Annotated in this window: 20 protein-coding genes; 10 read left to right on the top strand and 10 right to left on the bottom strand. The window is 48.0% G+C overall.

All coding sequences use genetic code 11. From position 1 onward, the window contains the following. Positions 1-3 precede the first annotated feature (3 nt). Positions 4-1,638, top strand: coding sequence for a hypothetical protein (locus tag AB2U10_RS11055; RefSeq protein WP_367914644.1), 1,635 nt, complete (start codon positions 4-6; stop codon positions 1,636-1,638). Here the strand turns inward: AB2U10_RS11055 and AB2U10_RS11060 are convergent. The 5 genes from AB2U10_RS11060 to ilvD form a co-directional block, all read right to left on the bottom strand. Continuing rightward, a complete protein-coding gene (locus tag AB2U10_RS11060; RefSeq protein ID WP_367914643.1) occupies positions 1,611-2,837 on the bottom strand; it encodes a carboxypeptidase-like regulatory domain-containing protein in 1,227 nt (408 codons plus the stop codon). The two genes, AB2U10_RS11055 and AB2U10_RS11060, sit on opposite strands and share 28 nt — an antisense overlap. An 82-nt stretch (positions 2,838-2,919) precedes the next feature. Further along, positions 2,920-3,963, bottom strand: coding sequence for a ketol-acid reductoisomerase (gene ilvC, locus AB2U10_RS11065; RefSeq protein ID WP_367914642.1), 1,044 nt, complete (start codon positions 3,961-3,963; stop codon positions 2,920-2,922). Positions 3,964-3,998: 35 nt separating this feature from the next. Continuing rightward, positions 3,999-4,535, bottom strand: a complete 537-nt coding sequence (ilvN, locus tag AB2U10_RS11070) for an acetolactate synthase small subunit (protein WP_367914641.1) — start codon at positions 4,533-4,535, stop codon at positions 3,999-4,001. Between the two features lie 7 nt (positions 4,536-4,542). Continuing rightward, complete coding sequence (gene ilvB / locus AB2U10_RS11075; RefSeq protein WP_367914640.1) at positions 4,543-6,279, bottom strand: biosynthetic-type acetolactate synthase large subunit; 1,737 nt, start codon at positions 6,277-6,279, stop codon at positions 4,543-4,545. Positions 6,280-6,356: 77 nt separating this feature from the next. After that, complete coding sequence (ilvD, locus tag AB2U10_RS11080; protein ID WP_367914639.1) at positions 6,357-8,042, bottom strand: dihydroxy-acid dehydratase; 1,686 nt, start codon at positions 8,040-8,042, stop codon at positions 6,357-6,359. A gap of 557 nt (positions 8,043-8,599) precedes the next feature. Between ilvD and AB2U10_RS11085 the strand changes: the two genes are divergently transcribed. The 8 genes from AB2U10_RS11085 (at position 8,600) to fusA (ending at position 19,520) form a co-directional block, all read left to right on the top strand. Further along, on the top strand, positions 8,600-10,738 hold the full coding sequence (locus AB2U10_RS11085) for a glycoside hydrolase family 2 protein (RefSeq protein ID WP_367914638.1): 2,139 nt from the start codon (positions 8,600-8,602) through the stop codon (positions 10,736-10,738). Between the two features lie 138 nt (positions 10,739-10,876). Next, a complete protein-coding gene (locus AB2U10_RS11090) occupies positions 10,877-12,385 on the top strand; it encodes a glycoside hydrolase family 32 protein (RefSeq protein ID WP_367914637.1) in 1,509 nt (502 codons plus the stop codon). A 71-nt stretch (positions 12,386-12,456) separates the two neighbouring features. Beyond that, positions 12,457-13,089: a hypothetical protein gene (locus tag AB2U10_RS11095; protein WP_367914636.1), complete on the top strand. Its 633-nt coding sequence runs from the start codon at positions 12,457-12,459 to the stop codon at positions 13,087-13,089. Continuing rightward, the gene (locus AB2U10_RS11100) at positions 13,086-13,385 is read left to right on the top strand and encodes a winged helix-turn-helix domain-containing protein (RefSeq protein WP_367914635.1); all 300 of its coding nucleotides are present in this window, start codon (positions 13,086-13,088) and stop codon (positions 13,383-13,385) included. Before AB2U10_RS11095 ends, AB2U10_RS11100 begins: the two co-directional genes overlap by 4 nt. A 129-nt stretch (positions 13,386-13,514) precedes the next feature. After that, positions 13,515-14,111 carry a hypothetical protein gene (locus AB2U10_RS11105; RefSeq protein ID WP_367914634.1) on the top strand — a complete coding sequence of 199 codons (597 nt, stop codon included), beginning with the start codon at positions 13,515-13,517 and terminating at the stop codon, positions 14,109-14,111. A 97-nt stretch (positions 14,112-14,208) separates the two neighbouring features. Then, complete coding sequence (creD, locus tag AB2U10_RS11110; RefSeq protein WP_367914633.1) at positions 14,209-15,585, top strand: cell envelope integrity protein CreD; 1,377 nt, start codon at positions 14,209-14,211, stop codon at positions 15,583-15,585. Between the two features lie 376 nt (positions 15,586-15,961). Next, positions 15,962-17,218 (top strand): DEAD/DEAH box helicase, encoded by a 1,257-nt coding sequence (locus tag AB2U10_RS11115; RefSeq protein WP_493820503.1) that lies wholly within the window; start codon positions 15,962-15,964, stop codon positions 17,216-17,218. Between the two features lie 193 nt (positions 17,219-17,411). Beyond that, positions 17,412-19,520, top strand: a complete 2,109-nt coding sequence (gene fusA / locus AB2U10_RS11120; protein ID WP_367914631.1) for an elongation factor G — start codon at positions 17,412-17,414, stop codon at positions 19,518-19,520. A 1,077-nt stretch (positions 19,521-20,597) separates the two neighbouring features. Here fusA and AB2U10_RS11125 read toward each other — a convergent pair. The 3 genes from AB2U10_RS11125 to AB2U10_RS11135 all read right to left on the bottom strand — a co-directional run bounded on the left by AB2U10_RS11125 (position 20,598) and on the right by AB2U10_RS11135 (position 21,799). Further along, a complete protein-coding gene (locus AB2U10_RS11125) occupies positions 20,598-20,843 on the bottom strand; it encodes a hypothetical protein (RefSeq protein ID WP_367914630.1) in 246 nt (81 codons plus the stop codon). 138 nt (positions 20,844-20,981) lie between these two features. Continuing rightward, the gene (locus AB2U10_RS11130) at positions 20,982-21,317 is read right to left on the bottom strand and encodes a hypothetical protein (RefSeq protein ID WP_367914629.1); all 336 of its coding nucleotides are present in this window, start codon (positions 21,315-21,317) and stop codon (positions 20,982-20,984) included. 23 nt (positions 21,318-21,340) lie between these two features. Continuing rightward, positions 21,341-21,799, bottom strand: a complete 459-nt coding sequence (locus tag AB2U10_RS11135) for a hypothetical protein (RefSeq protein ID WP_367914628.1) — start codon at positions 21,797-21,799, stop codon at positions 21,341-21,343. A gap of 214 nt (positions 21,800-22,013) precedes the next feature. Between AB2U10_RS11135 and AB2U10_RS11140 the strand changes: the two genes are divergently transcribed. Then, positions 22,014-23,735: a tetratricopeptide repeat-containing sensor histidine kinase gene (locus tag AB2U10_RS11140; RefSeq protein ID WP_367914627.1), complete on the top strand. Its 1,722-nt coding sequence runs from the start codon at positions 22,014-22,016 to the stop codon at positions 23,733-23,735. Here the strand turns inward: AB2U10_RS11140 and AB2U10_RS11145 are convergent. After that, the gene (locus tag AB2U10_RS11145; protein WP_367914626.1) at positions 23,721-24,593 is read right to left on the bottom strand and encodes a T3SS effector HopA1 family protein; all 873 of its coding nucleotides are present in this window, start codon (positions 24,591-24,593) and stop codon (positions 23,721-23,723) included. The two genes, AB2U10_RS11140 and AB2U10_RS11145, sit on opposite strands and share 15 nt — an antisense overlap. Beyond that, complete coding sequence (locus tag AB2U10_RS11150) at positions 24,590-25,234, bottom strand: phosphotransferase family protein (protein WP_367914625.1); 645 nt, start codon at positions 25,232-25,234, stop codon at positions 24,590-24,592. The genes AB2U10_RS11145 and AB2U10_RS11150 overlap by 4 nt, the downstream gene beginning before the upstream one ends. Positions 25,235-25,393 lie beyond the last annotated feature (159 nt).

Here is a 25,393-nt window from a genome sequence, read left to right on the forward strand (position 1 = left end):
CCCATGAAGAAAATTAAAATTCCGGGTATACTTATACTGGGACTGGTACCTGTTTTCACTCATCTGCTGCAGTTGGGAAAAATTGCCCGGAATTTCCCGTTAAAAGATGACTACAGGGTTTTTGTCAGCTACCTGTATTACTACCTGAACGCACCCGATAAATTTGCTGCCATTATCCTGCCGGAGAATGAAAGCCACCCGGTACTGATGCGCCTGATTGTTTTGTTCCAGTGTGGTGTTGACGGCCACCAGGACTTCGGCCATATGTTGCTGTTGTGTAATCTGTTCCTGGCTGTATTTTTTACCTGCCTGGTAGTGCATTTTTATACAAGAAAAGAATACCTGCCGGTGGCATGGGCCAGCCTGCTGGTGCTGAACCTGGTGCATTATGAAATGTATTTCCGGAACGATGTGGGAGCCTACCAGCTGCTCTCGTTTTCGTTTTCGGTATTTCTTTTCTACGCTGCCGCCAATTACGGCAGGCTGGGAGTATTGCTCCGTGTCCTGTTCTTCCTGATCTTTGTGATCACCCCGCTGGGCAGCATTAACGGCATTGTGGCCAATGTGCTGGTGGTAGCCTGCTTCCTGGTCAACAAGGAGAACCGGAAGGCGGGTATGGTGACTGCGTTGCTCCTGCTTATCCAGCTGGGGCTGATTGTGGCAGGAAGCGGGGAAGGCAAGTCGCTGAATGTCTTTGAAAATATTGTGAAGTATAACCTGCAGCTGGTATATGCTTACTTTTTATCTATGGGAGGCATCTTTAACCTGATCAGCAATCCCTATACCTGGGCAGTGATTGCCGCCGTAACGGCCGGTATTTTCGGGTATACCTTTTACCGCCTGTTTCTCCCGTGGAACCGGAAGCTTGATTTTGAAAAGCTGTTGTTTCTCTTTTGCACAATCTCGCTGGCCCTGATCGTGGGGCTGAGGTACAATTACTGGATGCAGGGGTATGTGAGTGTGCTGGAGTCGCGGTATAAAATCTACGGTGCCTTGATCATCCTGTTGTTTTTTGTTACGCTGATGCGCCGGTTTAGCAGCGTTAAATGGCTGGGTGCCCTGGTTACCGTATTTCTGGTTGCGCTTTTCTGCAGCGGGTTTTACAAAGGGCAGACAGGGCTTAAATTTCAGCAGCTGGAACAGATAACAGAGGCCTACAATGTATACGAGGGCGGGTACAGGGAAGACTTTGCCCGGGCGTTTTATATTAATTCGGAGAAGAAGGAATTCCTGGAAAAAGAGGGAATTTATTCCTTTAAGCCGGCCCGTACGCTTTTCGATGCTGTTTTAACGGAAGAGAACCGCCTGAGGGAGGGGGTTTCGGGTGAGATGAAGCAGCTGGAATTTGATCCTACTGATGCGGGCGACTGGGGCGGTATGCCCTCCCATGTCAACATGTGCAATTTTAAGGTAACCGGCCATTTCCCGGTAAAAAAATACTACTTTGTTAAGTTCAGGGGCGACTCCACGTCTTGTATCCAGTACTTAACGCCGCCGCCGGTTTCGTTGCTGACGCGGCTCGGAGAAGAAGAAGAGCCGGTTGTACCCTCATTAAGCCGCGACTTTTACCCAGGTGCCTTTACCGGGATCGACTTCAGCAATTTCGAGATTTACGGGGTAGATGACCTGGGCTTATAATCCAGGGGCAGCAGGTCGGCAATTTTATTTGACCAGCCCCAGTAATCGCCGCTGAAAAGATTCAGGGGAGGGAAATAATTCCCGTTCGGCTCTATTTCTATGCTGATGTCATCAAGCATGCGCAGGAAAGACGTCTGCGGCGCCGGCACCCGCTTTTCATTTTTGTAGCTGATGTAGCGCGGGTCTTCCTTATGCAGGGTATTGACCACGTAAAGAAAATCTCTGAAGTATAGCTTTTTGGTGCCTGCGACGTCTGTCAGCACCAGCTGCCGGGTGGGAATGGTGTCTTTGTAAAGGCTGAACTTTGAATCGGGCTGGCCCAGTATTTTCCGGAAATAGGAGAGGGAGTCGGCGGTATAGATCTCCTGCGGATAAGCCGGCCCGGAAACGCTGATCAACCGGCCGGAAGCATCCTGCTCTTTGATCGTATACTTATCGCGCAGGGCTTTGATGCGTTGTTTCTCCAGGTTGGGCAGCTCCACCATTTTCCGGATGCTGTAACCGTCAGCCTGTACGGTGTTGTAATACAGGCTGCGCATAAACTTTAGCAGGGAGGCGTCATAGGTTTCCTCCCGGTTTTTGATATTTCTTTTTGAGATTTTTTTGTTTTCTTTAAAGAACGGGTAGCCGGCGTACAGGTTGGTATGGCTGTTGAAATCAATGCGGAACAGCTCGAGGTGGTATTCCATATTGTAGCCGAGCGACTTATTCTGTATCTTTAAAGGAGCTACGGCAAATACTTCAAGGGTGTTGTCCTGCTTGTTGTGCCTGAACCGCAGGTCTTTCGGGTTCTTTAAATCCGTACGCCCGGCATTGGCAGTAGTGCCAATAAAGCTTTCAATAAAGAGCGATCCCCAGGTTTCCCAGCCGTCTTTATCAAATGCCTTCACGGTGACCTGGTCAAGAGCCGTGCTTTTTTCGCGCAGGCGGATGTTCAGCGGCTGCTCCATCGGCACGGTGATCACCGTTGCCAGCTTTTCAAATCCGAGTACCGATACCACCAGCTCGTGCTTTCCGGCCGTCAGGCGGGAGAGACTGAAACGGCCGTTCTCATCGGTGGTGGTGCCTATCGTAGAGTTGTTGATGAATACGCTGGCAAAGGGTACAGGCTGACGGGTGGTTTCAGATACCACTGTTCCTTTTACCTGGGCCCAGGCCCAGCAGGGTACTAAAAGGAAAAGAAATCCTATTTTTTTCATGCGACAAATCTACGAGAAATTCGTAGAAAAAAATCCCCGAAATAAAAAATATCGGGGATTTTCTGTCAACTGTGAACCAGGATTAATTGTTTTCAGGTCTTAATCCGCGTACGGTCTTACCGGCCTGCCACATTTCCGAATCACGAAGCTCAGCCAGTTCTTTTTCCAGTTTTTCCCGGTAGTCAGACTGCGAGTTACGCTCAATAGAAATAGCGGCCTCATTCTGCGATTTAACGCTGTTGTATAATTTTTCAAAAACAGGTTTAGTGGCATCACGGAAAGGCTTCCACCAGTCAAGCGCACCACGCTGAGCGGTAGTAGAACAGTTGGCGTACATCCAGTCCATACCGTTTTCAGCTACCAGCGGCATCAGCGACTGGGTCAGCTCTTCCACGGTTTCGTTGAAGGCTTCAGAAGGCGAGTGACCGTTTGCTCTCAACACTTCGTACTGGGCAGCAAAGATCCCCTGGATAGCACCCATAAGGGTACCTCTTTCACCGGTCAGGTCAGAAGTTACCTCTTTGTAGAAATCGGTTTCAAACAGGTAACCTGAACCTACACCGATAGCCATGGCAATACATTTTTCTCTTGCCTTGCCTGATGCATCCTGGTAAATGGCGAAAGAAGAGTTCAGTCCTTTACCCTCTACAAACAGCCTGCGCAGGGAAGTACCTGAGCCTTTGGGAGCCGCCAGGAAAACATCTACATCGGCCGGAGGCACGATACCGGTTTTCTCTTTGTAGGTAATACCGAATCCGTGCGAGAAGTAGAGCGACTTACCGGCGGTCAGGTATTTCTTAACGGTAGGCCAAAGTTCGATCTGAGCGGCGTCAGAAAGCAGGTAACAGATAATGGTGCCTTTGGAAAGGGCTTCTTCGATCTCGAAAAGCGTTTCGCCGGGCACCCAGCCGTCAGCAACCGCCTTGTCGTAGGTTTTCCCTTTACGCTGACCAACAATTACGTTAAGCCCGTTATCTCTCATGTTCAGCGCCTGTCCGGGTCCCTGAACGCCGTATCCGATCACGGCGATGGTTTCTCCGGCCAGCACTTCTCTTGCTTTTTCCAACGGAAACTCCTCGCGGGTTACTACTTCTTCTTCTACACCGCCAAAATTTAATTTTGCCATTTTTTGATTTTTCGTTTATTAATTCTTAAATGATTTTATACTGCGTATTCCCATTCCATTTCTTCCGGAAGATACTCCACCAGCCCCTGCGGGGTTTTACCCACTGCCACGCGACCCGAGCGGACAAACTCGGTTATACCGTGCGGTTTCAGGTACCGGAAGAACTCGAATATCTCTTCTTCGGTACCGGTTTTTTCAATCACCACGTAATCCAGCTCCCAGTACACCACCCAGGCCTTGTAAACCTTGTTGATCGTGTCTATGTCAATAGGCTTGGCATTGGCCGGCGTAGGCACTTTAAACAGGGCGATCTCGTTGTAAACAATATCGTGGTTCAGGTAGCCGAAAACCGCCATCACTTCCACTACTTTCCGGATCTGGCGTACCAGCTTTTCCACTTCTTCCCGTTTTTCGTGCTTGATCACGATAGTAAACCGGGATACTCCTTTTCTGACCGTTTCTGACACGGTCAGGGAGTCGATGTTGATCCGCCTGCGGGTGAAAATAATGGTGATTTTGTTCAAAAGGCCTACTGCATTTTCACCGTAAACACATATCGTATATTGCGTCATAATTTTTTTATTTTAGCCGGATTTCAGATACACTGGTACCTGCCGGAACCATGGGGAATACATTTTCTTCTTTTTCCACGACCACTTCCAGCACAAAGGCTTTGTCAGAAGCCAGCATCTCGTCTAATGCCGTGCTCAGGTACTCCCGCTCGGTAACGCGGTTGGCTTCGAGCCCGAAACCTTTGGAGATGGTGATAAAATCAGGGTTTTGCAGCTCCACAAACGAGTATCTTCTCTCAAAGAAAAGCTGCTGCCACTGGCGTACCATTCCCAGGAAGTTGTTGTTCAGGATGATCAGCTTCACCGGCAGACCCGACTGGGCAATGGTGCCCAGCTCCTGGATGGTCATCTGGAAGCAACCGTCGCCGATAAACGCCACTACCTGCCGGTCAGGAGCACCGAACTTGGCACCCAGGGCTGCCGGAATGGCAAAGCCCATGGTACCCAGGCCTCCCGAAGCGATATACGAATGCGGTTTCTTGTAGTCGTAATACCGCGCTGAAACCATCTGGTGCTGGCCTACGTCTACCACGATACAGGCTTCACCTTTGGTTTTTTCCGAAACCATTTTCACTACTTCAGCCATTTTGATCTGGCCTGTTGCCTGCAGGTCGCGGTCGGTAACCAGCTCTTTTTCCGGTGCCTCCAGCTTCCTGAATTCATTTTTCCAGGCTGAAAAATCTCTTTCTTTTACCAGGGGCAACAGCAGCTTTAAGGTTTCTTTTGCATCACCCACTACCGGGGCATCGGCATATTTGATCTTATTGATCTCGGCCGGGTCAATCTCGATATGAACAATTTTGGCCTGTTTTACAAAGAGGCTGGCATCACCGGTTACCCGGTCGTCAAAACGCATGCCGATGGCAATGACCACATCGCACTTATCGGTCATCACATTGGGGGCGTACATGCCGTGCATGCCCAGCCAGCCCATGTAGTTCGGGTGGTCAACCGGGATACCCGAAATGCCCAGCAGCGTGCTGGCACAGGGGATGTCAGTCTTTTCCACGAAGGCTTTGAGCTCTTCCATTGCCTGGGAGATCAGCACGCCGTGTCCGAACAGGATATACGGTTTTTTTGCTTTATTGATGAGCTCAGCCGCTTTTTCGAGCTGGTCGGCCTTGGGCGTAACCCGCGGGCTGTACGAAATCAGCTTTTCTATTTTTTTATAGGTAAAAGGCCGGGTCATGGCGTTTACCTGGGCATCTTTGGTGATGTCAATGAGCACCGGCCCGGGCTTGCCTGAGCTGGCAATGAAGAAGGCCTTGGCCATCACTTCCGGGATCTCATCGGGATCGGTCACCTGGTAATTCCATTTGCAGATAGGCATGGTTACACCGATCACGTCGGTTTCCTGGAAGGCATCGGTGCCCAGCAAACCGGAAAATACCTGGCCTGTAATGGCTACAAGCGGAGTACAGTCAATGATGGCATCGGCTATGGGGGTTACCAGGTTGGTAGCTCCCGGTCCGGAAGTCACCATGCAGACCCCTACTTTTCCACTGGTCCGGGCATAGCCTTCCGCGGCATGGCCGGCTCCCTGTTCGTGTCGTACCAGGACATGGTTGATCCTGTCGGTGTAGTCGTAGAGCGCATCGTAGATAGGCATGATGGCTCCGCCCGGGTATCCGAAAATCAGGTCTACCCCTTCCTGAAGGAATGACTCCATCAGGGCTTGTCCGCCGGAAAGAAATTTAGCCGTTTCCACAGCTTCCAGGATTTCTGTTTCTTCGCTTGTTTTCATATTTTTATTCAGCTATCAGCCTTCAGCTATCAGCCAGCCCGTTTACAGGCTGAAAGCTGAAAGCTTATGGCTATTATTTACTTATCGGTTACACAGCCTTCATCAGCTGCAGATACATTCTTGTAATATTTTCTCAGTACCCCTTTTTCAATGAAAGGCGGGGTCAGCGGCTTCCAGCTTTTGCGGCGTTCGGCCAGCTCTTCGTCAGAAACGTGGAGGGTCAGCTCCCGGGTTTCGGCATCAATGGTGATCTTATCGCCGTCTTTCACCAGGGCAATGGTGCCGCCTTCGTACGCTTCGGGCGCAATATGACCGACCACAAAACCGTGGGTACCGCCGGAGAAGCGCCCGTCAGTGATCAGGGCCACTTTATCGCCCAGCCCGGCTCCCATCACCGCTGAAGTAGGCTTCAGCATTTCAGGCATGCCGGGGCCACCTCTCGGGCCTTCGTAACGGATCACGATCACCTGGCCTTCCCTGATCTCGCCTTTGGCAATGGCCTCCAGCATTTCTTCTTCTTTGTCACATACCTTGGCCAGGCCTTCAAATTTCAGTCCTTCCTTACCCGTGATCTTGGCCACGCCACCCCGCTCGGCCAGGTTCCCGTACAGGATCTGGATATGGCCGGTTTTCTTGATCGGGTTTTCAAGCGAGTGTACCATGTCCTGGGTTTCAAAGTCAAGATCTGGCACGTTCTCCAGGTTTTCAGCCACTGTTTTACCGGAGATGGTCAGGCAGTCACCGTGAATATAACCCTTCTTCAGCAGGTATTTCATGATGGCCGGTACCCCGCCAATGGCCAGCACCTCGTCCATATAATACTTGCCCGAAGGCCGGAAATCGGCGATCAGCGGTGTTCTGTCGGAGATATCCTGGATGTCTTTATAGGTCAGCGGCACGTCAGCGGCATGGGCAATGGCCAGGTAATGCAGCACGGCGTTGGTAGAGCCGCCCAGGGCCATCACAATGGTGAGCGCGTTTTCTATTGACTTCCGGGTGATAATATCTCTAGGGCAGATATTCTTCTCCAGGAGATTTTTCATGGCGGCCCCTATGGCCAGGCACTCGGCTATTTTGCCCTCGTGGGTAGCCGGGTAAGACGAGGTGTCCGGAAGGGTAAGTCCCAGGGCCTCCAGGGACGACGCCATGGTATTGGCCGTATACATACCGCCGCAGGCGCCCTGCCCGGGGATGGAATTCTGGATAACCCCCAGGTAATCTTCGTCAGAAATGGCGTTATTGATCTTCTTGCCGTAGGCCTCAAAAGCCGATACGATATCTAATTTCCGGCCTTTGTACGCGCCTGAGCGTACCGTACCGCCGTATACCATGATGGCGGGGCGGTTCAGGCGGGCCATGGCCATAACGGCACCCGGCATGTTTTTATCGCAGCCTACCACGGTGATCACGCCGTCATACCACTGGGCCGAAACCACGTTTTCAATCGAGTCGGCAATGATGTCGCGGCTGGGAAGCGAATAGCTCATGCCGTCGTTCCCGTTGGTCATGCCGTCAGACACACCGATGGTGTGAAAGATCAGCCCCACCATATCGTTGGCCTGGATACCTTTCTTGACGTGCACCGACAGCCCGTTCAGGTGAATGTTACAGGGGTTTCCTTCGTACCCCGTGCTGGCAATACCGATCTGCGGCTTGCGCATGTCTTCTTCTTTCAGGCCTATTGCATAAAGCATGGCCTGGGCCGCAGGGTTGCTGACTTCCTGCGTGAGTGTTTTGCTGTATCTGTTCAGTTCTTCTGCCACTTTTTTGTTGTTTTCGCTATCAGCGAATATTCGCTGATTTTGTAATTTGCACTCTACAAGTCTATATATGCAGGGAGGATTATCAAAGAAAAAAGCAGAAAAATTTAAGGATTGACTTAGAATTGCAACAGATTATTGGGAAAGTACAAAAAACAGAGTATCCGGCAGGTGCAGATCCGGGCAATGAGCGCCCATTTTCCCGGATGTTCTTTAGCCGGGCAAATACGGCCTGAAACGATATCCGACCGCAACGGGCCGGCATTGACGCCTGTTTTTGGAATGAATTTGTCCTGCTGAAGCAAGAAGTTTGACCCCGGTATAACCGGTAAAAGGCAGGTGAACGAAACTTAAAAAAGTAATATCTTGCTTGTGTACAAAGCCTGGCTTTTTTACCCCCGGTGCGGTAAAAGGGGCAACCCGGCCGTTCTAATGAGCGGTAGTATATGCAAGCTTATTACCAGGTGTTTAACGGTATGGCCGTTTCACATTATCCTGTAAATGCTTGTCTTCTGCCGCAAATGATTAAATTTACCTTTTCAAGGAAACCGATTTTTATCATGAGCACCCGTTCAATACCCTGCTATATCTTTCTCAGATCTCTTTTGCTGCAGTCCGGGAGCACCGTTCTGCTGGTGCTGGCCCTTGCTGTTCATGCAATGGCCCAGTCGCGTACGGTAGAGTCGTTTAATACGGGCTGGCAGTTTTTTAAAGTGAATAACAGCACTTTTTTTGCCGATTTTGACAACGGGGCAAAGTACTTCGACGCCCAGAACCAGTGGACGGCCCCCGAGGTGTGGGAAAACGTTACGCTGCCCCATACCTGGAACAGCGAAGACATGCAGAAAGACAGGAATTTCTTTGAAGGGAAGGGTATTTACAGGAAAACGTTTTCGGTTGATCCGGACGGGAAAGACCGGCAGCGCCTGTTCCTGAAATTTGAAGGGGTAGGGGCGGTGGCAAAGGTGTACATCAACAACAATTATATCGGGGAGCACAAAGGGGCCTTTGGGCAGTTTGTATTTGAAATTACGAACTCGGTTCAGTACGGCAAAGAAAATACCGTTGTTGTCATTGCTGACAATAAAAGCCGCCGCGACGTCATTCCCATCAACCATTTCCTCTTCCCGGTGTATGGCGGAATTTACCGGCCCGTTCATTTGATCACCACCCAGAAAACCGGGTTTGTGGTGACCGATAATGCTTCTCCCGGCCTGTTCATCCGCCAGGAAAATGTGTCGGCAGCCGGTGCAGGCGTACAGGTAAAAGCCAAGCTGGAAACCAAAGAGAAAACTGCGCAGAACGCCGATCTGCTTATTGAAATTAAAGATCACACGGGCAGAACCGTGGCCGGGCAGAAGAAAGCCGTAAGAATAGCTGCCCAGGGAGTAACGTATGTGAATGAGACCCTTACCCTGAAAAACCCTCGGCTCTGGGACGGGGTACGGGACCCCTACCTTTATTCGCTTTCGGCCAGGCTGGTTTCGGGCAGCCGGGTGCTGGACGAGGTGGTTCAGCCACTGGGCCTGCGCACGGTAGAGGTTATTCCCGGTAAAGGATTCTTCCTGAACGGCAGGCACTACCCGATGTACGGCGTATGCCGCCATCAGGACCTCCGGGGTAAAGGCTCTGCCTTGTCTTTTGAAGATCACCGCCGCGACCTGCAGATGATCAGGGAAATGGGTGCTACCACCATTCGTTTTGCCCATTACCAGCAATCGCCGGATGTTTACGCCCTGGCCGACTCCATCGGTTTCCTGGTATGGGCTGAAATCCCGTTTGTCAACCGGGTTTCCTACTATGAGAACGACAATGCAAAGCAGCAGCTGACTGAACTGGTAAAGCAGAACTTTAACCACCCCTCCATCTACGTGTGGGGCATGCATAACGAGGTGTACGCTGCAACGGCCGACGAGCAGGTGCCTGTGCTGACAAGGGAGCTGAACGATATCGCCAAAACCCTGGACCCCGACCGGATGACCGTGGCGGTATCAGGGTATAACCAGGTAGACCGCCAGGAAAACCTGAACACCGACATCCAGGGAATCAACCACTATTTCGGCTGGTACGGCGGGAAGATCGAAGACCTGGAACCCTGGGCCAGATCAGTCCGGAAAGATTTCCCGGAATACAAAATTATCCTTTCCGAATACGGTGCAGACGGAAACAGGGATATAGGCCGGGAAGAAGTCAGGATGCCGGATAACGTGGTTCGTGGCCAGTCGTTCCCGGAAAATTACCAGACCGAAACGCATATTCAGCAATGGGCCATCATAGAAAAGAACCCGATCATAGCAGCCTCGTATGTGTGGTGTATGTTTGAATTTGCCGTGCCGGCATGGAACAGGGGCGGGGTCAATGCCCGTAACCTGAAAGGCCTGGTGACGTTTGACCGCCGACAGAAAAAAGATGCCTTTTACTGGTACAAGGCCAACTGGAACCCGGAACCCATGGTATACCTGGCCAACCGGCGGGACAATCAGAGAACAAACCCGGTGACCCGGATACAGCTTTTTTCAAATGTAAAAGACGTTCAGCTGCTGGTCAACGGGAAGCCCTGCGTGCTGAAGCAGGGAGTGAATGACAAGCACCGGGTAGCTGAAAATGTAGAGCTGCAAAAAGGCACAAACCGGATCGAGGCCCGGGCGAAGAACGGGGCGGAGATCCTGACCGATGAAATGACCTGGGAGTTAAACTAAGAAAGACGAAGCTCAGGTTACTCCGGGTACTGTTGAGACCGTGTGTATCCGGTGAAAGCCCGGCGCCGTGGAATGGCCCTGAGTAAGGCCACGCCGGAGAAGCGGATGAAAGCAAAAAAGTAAAAATTAATTTCAGATATGCGTTTATTCTGTTTTAAGCAAGCGATCATTGTGATCTGCGGTATGGCTGTGGCCGGCTGCAGCCACCCGGCTACCGAGGCGCACCGTCCGGCTTTTCATTTTTCACCCCGCTCCAACTGGATGAACGATCCTAACGGGATGTACTATCACGACGGGGTATACCATCTCTTTTTCCAGCATTACCCGGAGGCAACCCACTGGGGGCCCATGCACTGGGGGCATGCCACCAGCCCGGATATGATCAACTGGAAAGAAGAGCCTATAGCCCTGTATCCCGACAGCCTGGGGTATATATTTTCAGGAAGCGCGGTGGTGGATATTCACAATACCAGCGGTTTTGGCAAAGACGGGCAGGTTCCGGTAGTGGCCGTTTATACGAATCACGATCCGGCAGGCGAGCAGGATAAACGTACCGACTACCAGACCCAGAGCATTGCCTACAGCCTGGATAACGGGAAAAGCTGGACAAAATACGCGGGGAACCCGGTAGTGAAAAACCCGGGGATTGTAGATTTCAGAGATCCCAAAGTGATGTGGTATGAGCCTTTAAAAAAATGGATCATGACCCTGGCAACCAAAGACCGCATTACGTTTTATTCCTCTTCCGATTTAAAAGAATGGCATAAAGAGAGTGAATTCGGCGAGACCCTGGGGGCACACGGCGGAGTATGGGAATGCCCCGATCTTCTCCGGCTGGATCATGAGGGGAAAGAAGTGTGGGCCCTGCTGGTCAGCATTAACCCGGGGGCGCCTAACGGCGGTTCGGGTACCCAGTACTTCCTGGGTGAATTTGATGGTCATGCATTCTCGCCGGCCGATACCCTGGTTCGCTGGCTCGACCTGGGCACCGACAATTACGCCGGTGTGACATTTTCAAATACCGGAAACAGGACGATCCTGATGGGCTGGATGAGCAACTGGCAATATGCGCAGGCCGTTCCTACTGAAAAATTCAGGAGCGCCATGACCCTGCCGAGAGAGCTGGGTCTGAAATCTGCGGGCAACCGCCTGTACCTGACCTCCACACCGGTGAAAGAAGTGGAGGGCCTGTCGGGCCGGGCAGAGGTTTTGAATAAGGTCACGGTTGACAAAAGCTACACGGTGACTTCCGGGGGCCGCGGCCTGTTTGACCTGGAGCTTCGCGATGTGCCGGCAGAGAATTTCAGCATTTCATTGGGTAATTCAAAAGGTGAGGAGCTTATAGTAGGATACGACAAGGCTTCAAACCGGTATTATATAGATCGTACCCGCTCGGGCAATACAGGGTTTGAGCCGGGTTTCGGTAAAGTGCATACGGCTCCGAGGCTGGCCGGGGGGAACCGGATTAACCTGCGGCTGGTGGCCGATGTGACATCGGTAGAGCTGTTTGCCGATGACGGCCTGAATGCCATGACCGATATCTTTTTCCCCGGAGAGCCCTATTCAAAGATAACGATCACGGCGCCGGATATATTGGTCATTGGCGTGTTAAAATTTTCGGAAATGAAGCCGGCCCGGCTGCGTTAAAAATTGTTTTTGCCGGTATATTTGGATAATATATCGACTCTCCTTAACTTTGATAAAAAAAGTACTTTGCAATGGATCAAAGTGATGTCTTGAAAGACCTGAGCCATATCCGGTCATTGATGGAGAAATCCACCAAATTTATTTCCATCAGCGGCCTTTCGGGTATCCTGGCAGGGGTGTATACGCTTGTGGCCGTAGCCTTTCTGGGCTGGAAATTAAAGATCCATTGGCTGGTTTTTGGTGGGAGTGACCGCGCGGAGATATTGTTTATGGATTCGGCTGATCCGGTAGGCACCATGGTAGCCACCGGCGTGGTGCTGTTGCTGCTCTCTGTGGCCACCGGCGTTTACCTGGCTCTAAAGAAGGCGGAAAAGGCCGGGCAGTCGGCCTGGAACCCGGCCAGCAGAATCCTGCTGGTTTCTGTGGCCGCACCCCTGTTAACGGGCGGGGCTATAGCGGTGATATCGCTAATGAAAGGGTATTACTATGTTCTGGCCCCCTGTTTCCTGGTATTTTACGGCCTGGCGCTGTATTCGGGCAGTCGCGTTTCGTTTAAAGAATTACGGGTTTTCGGAGTTTTGCAGGTTATCCTGGGGCTGCTGGCCTACGAATATATGCCCTATGGCCTGCTGTTTTTTGCTTTGGGATTCGGCGTGCTTCATATACTTTACGGAGCGGTCATCATAAAAAAATACGGAGCGTGAAGCTGGATTTATCCTTATACGACAAAGTCCTGGAAAACCGGATACGGTTGCAGATCATGAGTGTGCTGGTGGTCAATGAAGATTATGACTTCAATGCGCTTAAGGAGCTGCTGGATATCACTGACGGCAACCTGGCCTCTAACCTGAAGGCGCTGGAAAAAGCCGGGTATATCGAGGTCATCAAGTCGTTTATTGACCGGAAGCCCAATACACGCTACCGGAGTACAGGAAACGGGCAGAAGGCTTTCCGGGACCACCTGGCGGCGCTGGAGAAATTTATTAACAGCGGCAGTTAAATTTTTTTAATTTTTTACTTTCAAAAACAGAGTACTTTTTGATTTTTTTAAATGAGAAAGAAATATACAGTACAAACCCATCGGGCATCTCCCGGCTTTTTCAGACCATACCTGCTAACCATTTTATGTATGCTTCTGACGGTAACGGAAGCCCGTGCATTTATAGATGATATATGGCAGGAATATACACCGGGAAAAAATATAATCGGAAATAACGAAGATGGGAGGGGGAACTACCTGCATTATCCGTACGGGGAGTTACAGCAATTGAAAGAATGGTATTTTTACAAAGCGCACGTTCTGGGCACCTTAAGTACAGCTACCGGGACCGGGTACTTTATATTGAATGAAACCAATAACCGCCTGGTAGTTTTTGATACGAAAGCAGGCTTTGAAAATTATGCAAAGGCAAACGAGCTGGAGCCGTGGTTGATACGGAGGTACGATTATAAATGGTCGTTATTCCCTAAGGAGTCTTCTCTGAATTATACGATCGGGCTCTTTTTTCTTGTATGCGGAAGCATTCCTTTGCTATTATTCCAGCTGTTGGTATTTGGAATAGTTTGTATCGTCATGCTGCTCAGTGGTCAGCTGATGAGCTTTCTTCGTTCCATGTATGAATTAGTACTTTTGGGTGGTAAAGCACTGGCATGGGTTTCCCTGTACACGGTACCTGTTGTAATGCTTGTCTGGTATGTTAAAGGAGCTTTCCCGCAAAGTATTTAACGCGTAAGATTACGAAAAAAGCTATGATAAAGATAAACGGCTGATAAAATTACTATTGGCAGGCACTAAAATTAAAACAATTAATATTTATTACTTTATGAAAACGGAAAAAAGAGTTGTGGCTGGAATCAGCTTCCTGAAAATCCTGTTCATTGCCGTGTTGGGCCTGATACTGCTGATTCCCCTGGTCATGATCTCGAACCTGGTCTATGAGCGTAGCGGCCGGAAACAGGAAGCGGGCCGGGAGATTACCTCCAAATGGGGAAAAAGCCAGGAGATATCAGGACCGGTGATGGTCATTCCTTATGAAAAGGAGATGATCAGCAAAGTCAACGAGGCGGGTCAGGTTAAAACCGTGGTTACGTACCAGACCAGCTACCTCCATTTGCTGCCCAATAAGCTTCAGGCCGATCAGGAAGTGAAGCCGGAAACGCGGCGGCGAGGTATCTATTCGGTGGTGGTATACACGTCAGTTACCCGACTGAAAGGCGATTTCCTGCAGCTGAACCTGGAAAAGGAAGGTATAAAACCCGAAGCGGTGGCCTGGGATAAAGCCAGGCTTATCCTGGGTATTTCCGATCTTAAAGGACTGAGCGCCTTTCCTGAAGTGGTATGGAACGGAAAAAAAGCCGAAACCAGCACTTCATCGATGTCTTTGTTTGCAGGAGACATTTCGGCTCCCGTAGATTTATCACAGGCAAAGACAACCCTCGGTACGTTTGTCGTCCAGCTGAATGTTCGCGGGGCTGATTTTACCGGTATTGTGCCGCTGGGAAGAGAAAATGAAATCACCATCCGGGGAGACTGGGGAAGCCCGGGCTTTGACGGCGACTACCTCCCGGTTGAACGTACGGTGAAAGATAATTTTTTCCGGGCCGACTGGTCTGTTCAAAGCCTTGACCGGGCCATTCCACAGCAGTGGACCGGCCGGCAGGTAGGGCTACCGGAAGAAACTTCGGGGCAGAAGGGCGTTGTTCAGCCTTCCCTGGCGGTGGTTAAAGTAACCTTCCCTGACGGGGTAGATCTGTACCAGCAAACCGACCGCACCATTAAGTACGGGATATTGGTCATTGTTCTGGCATTCCTGGCGCTGATATTCACGGAAATACTGCGGCGAACCCCCTTCCACATTATTCATTACGGACTAATCGGGGCGGCTTTGGTCATTTTTTACACGCTGCTTTTGTCGTTTAGCGAGCAGATCGGCTTTAATGCGGCTTACCTTGTCGCTTTCATCGCCACCAACGGTATCATTACCTGGTTTGTAAGAAGCATCTCGAAAAGTACGCTTACGGCCATGATCTTTGCCGGTATCCTGACCCTGTTTTTCGGGTTTAATTTTGTGCTGATGCAGCTGGAAGATTATGCACTGCTGGTAGGCTCAATAGGACTGTTCCTGATCCTTTCGGCATTGATGTACCTGACCACCAAAATTACCTGGGTGACCAGCGAGACGGAAAATAAATTAGGCTGAATGCTTCATCCGGACCCACGGCCGGTACTGTCAGCGGAGATTGAAAATGACCATTGGAGAAACATCCAATGGTCATAACCTGTCAAATCGGGTGGATTTGGTAGGCACAAAACCAATTAACCCTATTAGTATCGTTTACTTAACAATGCCTGCCAGGGGGAAATTCTTCCGCCACAAAGTTAAGAAGCCGGCAGAACATTCCACACCGTGAAAAAACGGGAAATACCCCCGTTTTTTCACGCTATTTGACCGGGTGTAAACACGGTAAGGCCGGTATATTTAAACTAGAGGGGGCTTAGGAGCGTGCGCAATAATGCCGTAACTTTGCGGCATGGATAAGACTTTCAAGGATTTAGGACTTAATAAACAATTGATTATGGCGGTAGAAGAGCAGGGTTACACCGAGCCTACCGCTATCCAGGAAAAGGCCATCCCGCTGGTGATGGCCGGCCATGATGTGCTGGGCATTGCGCAGACCGGTACCGGTAAAACAGCGGCCTACCTGCTGCCGCTTCTGATGAAGATCAAATATGCACAGGGGAGCCATATGCGGGCCCTGGTGCTGGCGCCTACCCGTGAGCTGGTGATGCAGATTCACCAGGCGGCGGTGGAGCTGGGCAAATACACCGACCTCCGGATGGTGGCTCTCTACGGCGGACTGGGCCCGAAAACACAGATTGAAAACCTGAAGAAGGGCGTCGATATCATTGTGGCTACTCCCGGCCGGTTCATGGACCTGTACCTGGCGGGGGAGATCGGAGTGAAAAGCCTGCAATACCTGGTGCTGGATGAGGCCGATAAAATGATGGACATGGGCTTTATGCCCCAGATCCGTAAAATACTGGAGGTGATTCCGAGAAAGCGGAAAAACCTGCTTTTCTCTGCTACCTTTCAACCCCGGGTGGAGGCCCTTTCAGAAGAATTCCTGGAGGCGCCGGTGAAGGTAGAGATCACGCCGTCGGCCACGGCCGCTACCACGGTAGAGCAGGCGGTATACCGGTTGCCGAACTTTAAAACAAAGATCAACCTGCTGGGCTATTTGTTTGAAAATGCAGGCATTCAGCGGGCCATTATTTTCTGCCGCACGAAAGGCGTGGCAGATAACGTATTTAAATTCCTGGAGCGGAAAGTGGTGGGGGCGAAGAATATCCGGGTTCTGCATGCGAATAAAGGGCAAAATACCCGGATCAATTCCATTGAAGACTTCAAATCGGGTGAAGTGCAGGTGCTGGTGGCTACAGATGTGGCAGCCCGTGGAATCGATGTCTCGGGCGTGAGCCACGTGATCAACTTTGATGTGCCGCTGATCTACGAAGACTACGTGCACCGGATCGGCCGCACCGGTCGTGCCCGGGCCGAAGGTGTGGCCTGGACCTTTATATTGAAGCACGAAGAATACCACTTTGCCAAAATAGAGGCGCTGATCCGTACGCAGGTTCCTGAGCTGGAACTTCCCCTGGGCGTGAAAATAGAAGAAACCCCGTTTGAAGAAAACCAGGAAATGCTCAAAGCCATCGATAAACAGCGCAAAAAAGATGACCCGACTTTCGGCGGTGCGTTCCATGAAAAGAAAGAAAGGGCAGTTACGCGGAAAGCCAAAGCGGCAAAGAAGAAAGGGCGGGCGAGAAAGTGAGAAAAGTTCCAGGTTGAGGGGGTGGCGGTTCCGGGTATACGGCGACCGGAATGAAGCACTAAAAACTATAAATGAGGAATTTCTTTTAACAAAAGAGATTTTTTATCTAATTTTGCAGCCCGAAAGAGAGTATTAAAAGTTTCTATCGAAAAATACCGGAGAAAAGTTCTCCAAAACATTAATATCTATTTAAATGGCTCGCGATTTAAAATTTACAAGAAACATTGGTATTGCGGCTCACATTGATGCCGGTAAGACCACAACTACTGAGCGTATCCTTTATTATTCAGGGGTTAACCACAAGCTGGGTGAAACTCACGAGGGTGGAGCTACTACCGACTGGATGGAACAGGAGCAGGAAAGAGGTATTACTATTACTTCTGCTGCCGTTACTGTGGGTTGGAAGTACAGAGACAATGATTACCATGTAAACATTATCGATACTCCAGGTCACGTAGACTTTACCGTGGAGGTAAACCGTTCGTTGAGAGTATTAGACGGTCTGGTGTTCTTATTCTCAGCCGTGGATGGTGTGGAGCCGCAATCAGAAACCAACTGGCGCCTGGCCAATAACTATAACGTGGCCCGTATCGGTTTCGTTAATAAAATGGACCGTTCAGGAGCTGATTTCTTAAACGTGGTTAACCAGGTGAAAGAAATGCTGGGTTCTTACGCCGTGCCTCTTCAATTGCCTATCGGCTCTGAAGAAAACTTCAAAGGCGTGGTAGACCTGATCAACAACCGGGGTATTGTATGGAATGAAGAAGATAAAGGAATGACCTTTACAGAAGTTCCTATTCCTGACGATATGCTGGAAGAAGTGGCTGAATGGAGAGAAAAGCTTCTTGAAGCAGTGGCTGAATACGATGAGTCGCTGATGGAAAAATACTTTGAAGATCCGAACTCTATTTCTGAAGATGAAATCCTGGCGGCCCTCCGGGCAGCGGTGATTGATATGAAGATCGTACCGATGATGTGTGGTTCTTCATTCAAAAACAAAGGGGTTCAGGCCATGCTGGATATGGTAATGGCATTGCTTCCTTCTCCGCTTGACCGGAAAGGGATTAAGGGTACCAACCCTAAAACCGACGAGGAAGTGGTGATCACGGCTGATCCGACTGCTCCTTTTGCAGCCCTTGGATTTAAGATTGCTACTGACCCGTACGTGGGCCGTCTTTGCTTTGTACGGTCATACCGCGGTATCCTGGAATCGGGCTCGTATGTATTGAACAACCGTTCAGGAAACAAAGAGCGTATTTCACGGATCTTCCAGATGCACGCCAACAAGCAGAACCAGATTGACCAGCTTTACGCCGGGGATATTGCTGCTGTAGTAGGTTTCAAAGATATCAAAACAGGGGATACCCTTACTGATGAGAAGCACCCGCTGGTGCTGGAATCAATGGTATTCCCTGATCCGGTTATCGGGTACGCCATTGAGCCTAAGAAAGCCGCTGACCAGGATAACTTCTCGAAAGCCATCGGTAAGCTGGTGGAAGAAGACCCGACCCTCCAGGTACATACAGATGAGGCTACCGGCCAGACCATCATGAGAGGTATGGGAGAGCTTCACCTCGAAATCATCATCGACCGGATGCGTCGTGAGTTCAAGGTAGAAGTTAACCAGGGTGCTCCGCAGGTGGCTTACAAAGAAACCTTCACCAAAACCATCGAGCACCGCGAGGTATATAAGAAACAAACCGGTGGTAAAGGTAAATTTGCCGATATCGTGTTTGAATTCGGTCCGCGTGATCCGGAAGCAGATACCAACGAAGTGAAGCCAGGTCTTCAGTTTGTGAACAACATTGTGGGTGGTGTGATTCCGAGAGAATTCATTCCTTCTATCCAGAAAGGTTTTGACGAAGCCATGAAGAACGGTCCTCTGGCCGGCTACCCGGTAGACTCCTTCAAAGTGAGATTGTTCCACGGTTCGTTCCACGATGTTGACTCCGATGCCTTCTCTTTTGAAATGGCAGCCCGTTTAGGATTTAAAGAAGCAGGTAAGCTGGCCGGCGCTAAACTTCTTGAGCCGATCATGGCGGTAGAAGTACTTTCACCGGATGAGTATACCGGTCCTATCACCGGTGACCTGAACAGGAGAAGAGGTATGATGAAAGGGATGGATACCCGTAACGGTGCCCAGGTAATCAAAGCCGATGTTCCACTTTCAGAACTGTTCGGTTATGTAACTGACCTGAGAACCATCACTTCAGGTAGAGCTACGGCTAACATGACCTTCTCTCACTATGATTTTGTTCCTCAGAACATAGCTGATGAAGTGATCAAGAAACAAAACTCATAATCCTTAGTGGGTTAGGATAGCTTATATAAGCGCCCCGGTTCGTAAGAGCCGGGGCGTGGTGTTTATGTGGGTGCCATGCTTCGCACCGATGGGTTACGATGCCCCTCCTCGATGGGCTGCGCCATATCCCGGCAGATCGTCCCTTATGCCTGCGTCTCTTCCTCGATGGGCTTTGCCACATCGTTAACGGATGACGCCCCTTCGGGGCTGGGGTGGGCGAGGGGGAATAACTGAGGGAAACAGAGGCTATGCCGTGGGGCCTAAGGTAGTAGTGGCTCCTCTATGCCCTGAAAGGGCATCATACTCTAAGCAGGGGCGGTGCCCCTGGCGGATAACGGTGGCACACCAGGGCTCCAAGCCCTGAAGGGGCGCAATACCCTATCGACTGGGAGCAGTCCGTCGGTAAGGGTGCAGCTGTTGTCCGCCACTAGGTGCGCCCGCCCCTTGGACTCAGCCCCCTCCTCCTGCTGCTCCTTCACCGCCTGCTTGTCCAACCACCGCCTCAGGGTTTTACTGTGCAACTTCAACACCCCGGTTTTCTCCCAACGACTTTTGCCGTTACGACTGCCGCCCATGCCGTCTTTTATTTTGATGTTTTTGTAGGCCATTGGATATTATTTTGTTCTGACTACTACAGTAGTGGCAGAGTAGAGGCTAATATTGAACTACTATATCTGAATATTCTATTCTACAACTACGAGCCTCGGCCGTTGTTAATGGATACAAAAAACCTTGGTAAATATCGCCTACTCTAACTTCTTGGTTTGGTATAATATCGTATTCATACCACATACCTACACTTTTCTTAATTACTCCGTCTTTCCAAAGGGTCACATTAAAATATATTTTCGTATTTTTTTTTGTGTCTTTATTCAAGACCCAAACATAAATATTGGGTGTGCAGACCTTTCATAGATTTCGTATTTATTAAATATTATTGTCTTCCCATAGTTTGAAAGGACTTCTCCCAATTCATCACAACCAGGCAAAATAAATAAATGGGCACAATGCGATACTAATACCTAAAAACGCTTGTTTAAATTTCCTTTTCATAGTTAATCTGTAATTTATGAGTATTTAATTTCTTTTACGCTGTTGAATAATTTGGCCGATTCCCTGAATGCTTTTTTGTAGTTCTTCTTGCCTTTGCCTACTTCTTTCCTCACTACGTCTATCAGACTCTTCTCTTCTTGCTTGCCGAGCCTTTGCTGCATCAGCAATTTCTTCAAAAGTGCGGTTATCTATCCGGTATCCTACAACGTTTTGGTCTCCGTTTTCCCAAGTGTAAACAATATAGATATCCCCAATGGCATTGCCGGACATTAATTCACCCCAAGTGAAATCGTTTGATTTTACAATGGCGGTTCCGCTTATAGATTCACTTAGATTTTTTGAATCAATATTTAATCGCTGCCTTAGCAGATCCCATTTTTTAGTAATAGTGCATACTTTCCAAAACTTCTATACAGATTCTTGTGAAGCTCCTACCGATATTATTTCAACTGAATATTCTCCATAATGAGAATCATTAAAAAAAGCTTGGTTTAGTTTTGTAATTCTAAGCGCTGAGGGAGATACAGATAATGTCCAATCGTGGGAGTCAAAAGCTACCACATTATATGCATAGTCTTTCCAATAACCGGCCTCATACCATTCAGACCAATCTGTCCAAGCACTCATTTCTCTATCGTAGTTTTTATAGCAAACTTTGGTTAAACTATACATTTTAAGTTGTGCCTTTGCATCATTAGCAAACAGTACCCCCAGAAATGCGAATAGAAATATTGATTTTTTCATAGCGTTTTTCAGATTAGCGTTTTTCAATTCAGGGTGTACTGTATAGATCCGTAAAATCGCTCACCGCACTCCATTTCATACTTTATGTTGTCAAATAGGGTTTTCGCTAAATCATTTCTATTCTTACCAAAAGGGCGGCCAGCTTCTGATACATTGATATACTGGGTTTTCCCATCTTTGTTAATTACTTTTACAGATGCCCGGCCTGAACGTTCTCCAACCTCAAAAACATTAAAACTAATGGAGCTCTTCATCTTTCCGCTATATCCCACCTTTGATTTGATTTCGCGTTCTAAGCTCTCTTCTACTTTTGAACGGCTCTCTCCCCTTATTCCTAATGTGTTTGGAATGTCGTGTACTACATTAATGTACTCTTCCTCCCCATCTGAATTCTCAATTCGCACGGAGGCAGTACCTCCGTATTGAGCTAAAAGATTAAGAGACAAAAAAAAGAATGTCATAAAAGAGAAAAAATGTTTCATAATTATAATCATTAATATATAATCCCTACTCTCCGTATTCAACCACTTTTTCGGAATAATCTATTCTATTTGTGAATTATATTTATACCGGAGAACCTTAAACCGTCCTGACTGTGTAACAATGATGCCTTTCGTTAACGGTATTTTCTTTTTATTAGTAATACTTGCTCCCGGTGAAAGTGTGGATAAGCGAGAAATGCAGGCTTTATTAGCCATGTACAGAAAAGTTCTCCATATTCTTTCCGAAGAGAATAATATTCCGCGGGCGGAAGAGCTCCATAATAGTTTTGCCTATGAAGAAGATAATTTGAACTTACTTGTCAAAAACTGTGTAAAGGCTCAGATTGAATCGTTTAAATCGAATTACTTTAACAGTAACTTTTACTTTTATGAAGCTTTAAAATATGCAGAAAAAGTAAGGTCAAATTACTTCCTGTTTGAGATTTATCATAACCTGGCTATTAATTTCAGACAACAGAACAAGGTTGATAAGGCCATCGAAAACTATAAAAAAGCTGCGGTGTATATACAAAAGGTAAATCGCCCGCAAGACCTGGCGCTTTTATACAATAACCTGGGCCTTGCGTTTTTTTACAATCATGATCTCGACTCTGCCGAAACCTATTTTAATAAGTCCTACAGGTTGTATTCCGATCTTGGAGTGAAAACAGGAATAGCGTATTTTCATGGGAATATGGCCGAAATTTCACTGGCCAGAGACCTCCCTGACCAGGCATTGCAGGAACTGAACAAATGCAATGAGGTATTATACGCTTACAATAATGCAGGTATTAATGCCCAGATAGACCTGAATTATGCCAAAGTTTACATTCATAAGGAAGACTGGGAGATGGCCCACACTTATTTATTAAAATCGCTCAGGCACGCGCTCAAAATAGAAAATAAAAAACTTCAGCACGAAATTCAATCTTTACTGACCTCTGCTAACCTGGCCTTAAATGATACGGAAGCGGCTTTCCAAAGCCAGTCTGAACTGTTGAAGCTGGAGAGGTTATTGAATGAGCAGGATCTGGAACTAAAGCTGCAATCGGCGAAATACGGGTATGAATTTGAACAACAGGTCGCTGCTAACCAGCTGCAGGAACTAAAATTACAAATTGAAAGGAAGAAAAATATCTTTCTGTTTATCGGGGTTTCACTTTTACTCCTGTTTATCTCGGGACTCTTTTATCTCTACCGAAAAATTATTCATAAAAATACACTGATTACCAGACAGAAAGAGGAGATTCAGGATATAAACACCAGGCTGGAGGTATTAAACAGCGACCTGGAAACGAAGGTACAGGAAAGAACGTATGCACTTAACAGCGCTAATATTCAGCTATCGCAGCTGAACGATGAGCTGGCAGATTCCATTTTAAAAGGTAAAACTATTGAGCGTACACGGTTAGCCTCTGTATTACACGATAATCTCGGAGGTATTTTTACGGCATTGCGATGGAATTTCATGGCATTGGACTTTGAGCGTATAGAGGGCCGGAACAAGGAAATCCTGCTAAAAGTAAAGGGGGGGATTGAAAACGGGTACTCTGAAGTAAGAAATATTTCACACGATCTGTTACCAAACGTAATTCTTGAAAACAGCCTTATTGATGCCTGCAAAAAGCTGGAAGAAACGCTTAACCTGAATGAAAAAATAGATTTTCAGATTCAGATTGACCCGGTATTCCGCTTTCCTAAAAATTCGGAATATGAAATCTACCTGGTCATTATGGAGCTCTGCACTAATGCCATTAAACATTCTGATGGAAACCGGATAAAAATTCATCTTGAGAAAAAAGGGAGGCGGCCTGTCCTGTATTATGAGGATAACGGCTCTTCATTTCCAGCTACAACAAGCACGAAAGGGATGGGCCTTCAGAATATTTCAAAAAGGTTAAAAACGGTAGGTGTCGCATTCTCAATCCAGGCCTGAAAAATCGTAACTATGCGGAGAAAAAGGATTCAGATAGAATTTTTCTATATCAAAACCGTTATGTTTAAGGCTTAGCAGGATCTCAGAGACACGACAGGCAGGCTTAGCTTCCATTAAGTGGATTATCTGGCGACATCTGTAGGAACCAAAACTCTCTGACGGGTCTTGCGGGTTTTCTCCAAACCCTATTCCGGGGCCGATCTTCAACAAAAAAAAGGGGGTCATATCCTCCATATAATGCGGAAACTTCAAAACCAGTTTCTTCAGAATAACCAGGAAATCGGGTATATCTTTTCGGTTAATATAAATTACAGCATTATCAGCCCTGGAAGTCTGAGAAGATAAGTGATGGATTTTTGCCTGGAAAAAGAATGAATTTTCGCCCAGGTGAATTCTGAAAAAATTCACCCAGTTTACAGCAAAGTGAGGTTTAACATTAAAATAAAACCTCACCAGTTCCTGCGGGAAGTGCTCTGAAAAATAATTCCCCCAAAAATGGAAAAATTGGGTGTCAAAAGTATAGGAAAGGCTTTTAAAGGTTACGTTCTGGCTGCACATATTATTCTCTCCTGGTTCCGCGGTAAGGAGGTAGTCTCCTGCTTTCAGAAATCTCCTGAAGTCATTTTTACTGGCAATCACAGATCCATCTTTATTTCTGTGCTCCAGGAAATACCCTATCTCATACTTTTCATAATCTTTAAAATGAGGTAATATCTGTATGAGTTGGTTTGGCCTTTTTTCTTCTGTCCTTTTAAGCCTGCAATATAAGGAATACGCATTCTCAAATGCATTTACCACCTCAGGCATCCGGAAGGTGGTGGTCTTATAGGTCTTCAGAAAATCTGTAACTGTATTCACACAAAGAACTTTTTATATATCCGGGGCCGTAGAATAAGGTCACGGGCAATACCCCGATAGTAATCATAATGATCGTATTTTGAACGGCCCATTTTACTCTCCAGGAGACGCTGTAAAATGGCCAGCCCCAGAAAGCTGATAAACCGGGATACGCCGGTTTTCCCTTCCTCAAATAAAGCATAAGCAAACTTCAGAAAAGCGAGCTGTTCTTCATTGAGTATAAAAAACCACGATGTACTTTTAAATTCTACCGTGTCCTGAAAAATAGTCAGGGCGGAGTTACTTAAAATTAAACTTGCAGATAAGTAAACCGTATCCCAAACTTCGTCACCCCATGTACTGAACTCCCAGTCAATCACTTTAAATGAAGCACCGTTAGTCAGAATGTTATCATATTTTAAATCGCCATGAACTAAGGTACTGAATCTGTATTGTCTTTTGAGCGTCTTAATTCTTGCAACAAGATCTCTGTCTATCTCATCAGGGAACTGACCGGAATGCATTTCCGACTCAAATATCCAGGGGTAGATTTTCCCCGGGTTTTCCAGGGGGTAGGCTCCTATAGACGCTTGCCATAAGGGTAAGAAACGCTCCAGGTTACTGCTTGTAAACGCCTTATCGTAGTCCTTTACATACTCCATAATTACTATGGGGAAGTAGCGGTCAGCATAAATAAACTTTGGGCTTATAAGTGATCCGGATAGTTTTTTTAAGAGCCGGGTTTCATTTTTAAACCCTGACAGGTTCTGCCGGTCATTAAATTTAAAATTTTTGATAAGCAATTCCTCATTGATACAAAA

The organism is Leadbetterella sp. DM7 (genome assembly GCF_040829825.2).
Classification (GTDB): Bacteria; Bacteroidota; Bacteroidia; order Cytophagales; family Spirosomataceae; genus Leadbetterella.

Bases quoted from the DNA above. Each gene is read 5' to 3' on its own strand.
- AB2U10_RS11055 (WP_367914644.1), top strand. From the start codon at position 4: ATGAAGAAAATTAAAATTCCGGGTATACTTATACTGGGACTGGTACCT.
- AB2U10_RS11060 (WP_367914643.1), bottom strand. From the start codon at position 2,837: ATGAAAAAAATAGGATTTCTTTTCCTTTTAGTACCCTGCTGGGCCTGG.
- ilvC (WP_367914642.1), bottom strand. From the start codon at position 3,963: ATGGCAAAATTAAATTTTGGCGGTGTAGAAGAAGAAGTAGTAACCCGC.
- ilvN (WP_367914641.1), bottom strand. From the start codon at position 4,535: ATGACGCAATATACGATATGTGTTTACGGTGAAAATGCAGTAGGCCTT.
- ilvB (WP_367914640.1), bottom strand. From the start codon at position 6,279: ATGAAAACAAGCGAAGAAACAGAAATCCTGGAAGCTGTGGAAACGGCT.
- AB2U10_RS11085 (WP_367914638.1), top strand. From the start codon at position 8,600: ATGAGCACCCGTTCAATACCCTGCTATATCTTTCTCAGATCTCTTTTG.
- AB2U10_RS11090 (WP_367914637.1), top strand. From the start codon at position 10,877: ATGCGTTTATTCTGTTTTAAGCAAGCGATCATTGTGATCTGCGGTATG.
- AB2U10_RS11095 (WP_367914636.1), top strand. From the start codon at position 12,457: ATGGATCAAAGTGATGTCTTGAAAGACCTGAGCCATATCCGGTCATTG.
- AB2U10_RS11105 (WP_367914634.1), top strand. From the start codon at position 13,515: ATGCTTCTGACGGTAACGGAAGCCCGTGCATTTATAGATGATATATGG.
- creD (WP_367914633.1), top strand. From the start codon at position 14,209: ATGAAAACGGAAAAAAGAGTTGTGGCTGGAATCAGCTTCCTGAAAATC.
- AB2U10_RS11115 (WP_493820503.1), top strand. From the start codon at position 15,962: ATGGCGGTAGAAGAGCAGGGTTACACCGAGCCTACCGCTATCCAGGAA.
- fusA (WP_367914631.1), top strand. From the start codon at position 17,412: ATGGCTCGCGATTTAAAATTTACAAGAAACATTGGTATTGCGGCTCAC.
- AB2U10_RS11125 (WP_367914630.1), bottom strand. From the start codon at position 20,843: ATGTCCGGCAATGCCATTGGGGATATCTATATTGTTTACACTTGGGAA.
- AB2U10_RS11130 (WP_367914629.1), bottom strand. From the start codon at position 21,317: ATGAAAAAATCAATATTTCTATTCGCATTTCTGGGGGTACTGTTTGCT.
- AB2U10_RS11135 (WP_367914628.1), bottom strand. From the start codon at position 21,799: ATGAAACATTTTTTCTCTTTTATGACATTCTTTTTTTTGTCTCTTAAT.
- AB2U10_RS11140 (WP_367914627.1), top strand. From the start codon at position 22,014: ATGTACAGAAAAGTTCTCCATATTCTTTCCGAAGAGAATAATATTCCG.
- AB2U10_RS11150 (WP_367914625.1), bottom strand. From the start codon at position 25,234: ATGGAGTATGTAAAGGACTACGATAAGGCGTTTACAAGCAGTAACCTG.